The sequence below is a fragment of the Streptomyces sp. CO7 genome (genome assembly GCF_053474865.1).
Map to the genome: position 1 here is coordinate 50,148 of NZ_JBRIOU010000009.1, position 1,630 is coordinate 51,777.

Below are 1,630 nucleotides of genomic sequence, written 5' to 3' on the forward strand. Positions count from 1 at the left end.
GGAGCCGAGGTGGCCGAGCAGTGCCGCCTCCTGCTCGCGGAGGAAGAAGTGGCCGCCGGGCAGGACGACGGTCTCCAGGCCGGCGTCGGTGACCTCGGCCCAGGTGTCCAGGTCCGCCGCCGGGCAGACCGGGTCGCGGTCGCCGCCGTACGCGGTGACGGGAATCCGCAGGCGCTCGGCCGGCGGGTCCGGGCGGTAGGCGTCCAGCAGCCGGTGGTCGCCCCGCAGGGACGGCATGAGCAGCTCGCGCAGGTCGGGGTGGTCGTAGGCCCAGGCCTCGGGCCCGGCCAGGCGCGCGACCGACGCGAGCAGCCCGGCGTCGTCCAGCGGGAGCGGCGCGGGGCCGCGACGGTGCGGGGCGCGCCGCCCCGACACCAGCAGCGCGACGACGTCCGCGTCGGCGCGGTCCCGCAGCCGGAGCGCCACCTCGTAGGCGACGGCGCTGCCCATGCTGTGCCCGAACAGGGCGACGGGCAGGTCGAGACGACCGGTGAGGGCGTCGGTGACCGCGTCGGCCAGCGCGGCCATGGAGGTCTCGCAGGGTTCGGCGAGGCGGTCCTGCCGGCCGGGGTACTGAACGGCCAGCAGCTCCACCCCGGCGGGCAGCAGCGGCGGCCAGCCGGCGTACGCCGTGGCGGTGCCGCCCGCGTGCGGGAGACACACCAGCCGTAGCCGGGGCTCCTCGACCCGGTGGTGGCGCAGCCAGCGGCTGCGGGTGCCGGTCCACGCCGGCCCGACGCCGTGTCCGCCCACGGTCATCGTTGCGCCGCCCCGGAGGGGGTGACGGGAAGCACGATCAGCAGGGTCACCGAGCCGTCCTCGGCCACCACTTCGCGCAGCGGGCGGAAGCCGAGCTTGCGGCACATGGCCAGGCTGGCGGTGTTGCCCGCGCCGAGCATGCCGTAGACCTCGGTCAGGCCGAGGTTGTCGGCGGCGTGCCGGGCCAGGCCGCGGACGGCCTCCGAGCCCAGCCCCTTGCCCCAGTAGCCGGGGGCGAGGGCGGTGACGAGTTCGTGGCCGTCGACGTTGCCGGTCCGCTTCACCTCGGCGTGACCGACGTACGTCCCGTCGAGCCACAGGCCCCAGACGTCGAACAGCCGTTGCGGGTAGACCTCGGTGAGGATGGACCGGAACAGGGCGCGGATGTCCGCCTCGGGCACCCGCTCCTGCCCCATCCACCGGCACACGGCCTCGTCGCGCAGGAGGGCGACGAAGGCCTCCTCGTCGGCCGGGCGGTAGGGCAGGAACTCCAGTCGTTCGGTGTACAGGACGGGCGTCTTCATGGGGTCTCCTGGTTCACGTGCGTCGTGCACTGTCCTGCACGCGCTTCCGCGTGGGCGTGCACGTCGGCGGCGGGCGGCCCCGGGGCGCCGGGTCAGGCCTCGGCGTTCTCCATGCGCTCCCGCAGGCTGCGCGGACGCATGTCGGTCCAGACCTCGTCGACGTAGGCGCTGCACTCCGCCTCGGTGCCCTCCTTGCCGACCGGCTGCCAGCCGGCGGGGACCTCGACGTCGACGGGCCACAGGGAGTACTGGTCCTCGTCGTTGCGCAGCACCTGGTAGCGGGTGTTCTCGTCCATGTCCGTGCCTTCCGTCGTCAGCGTGGGGTGGTGGGTGTGCGGGCGTGGATC

Annotated in this window: 3 protein-coding genes; all 3 read right to left on the reverse strand. The window is 74.8% G+C overall.

Going from position 1 to position 1,630, the window contains the following annotated elements:
* The coding region (locus tag ACOV8S_RS26885; protein WP_448320956.1) for a thioesterase II family protein at positions 1-759 on the reverse strand (759 nt) is incomplete at its 3' end.
* A complete protein-coding gene (locus tag ACOV8S_RS26890) occupies positions 756-1,283 on the reverse strand; it encodes a GNAT family N-acetyltransferase (RefSeq protein WP_448320957.1) in 528 nt (175 codons plus the stop codon). The genes ACOV8S_RS26890 and ACOV8S_RS26885, both read right to left, overlap by 4 nt.
* Positions 1,284-1,375: 92 nt before the next feature.
* The coding region (locus ACOV8S_RS26895; RefSeq protein WP_448320959.1) for an MbtH family protein at positions 1,376-1,630 on the reverse strand (255 nt) is incomplete at its 5' end.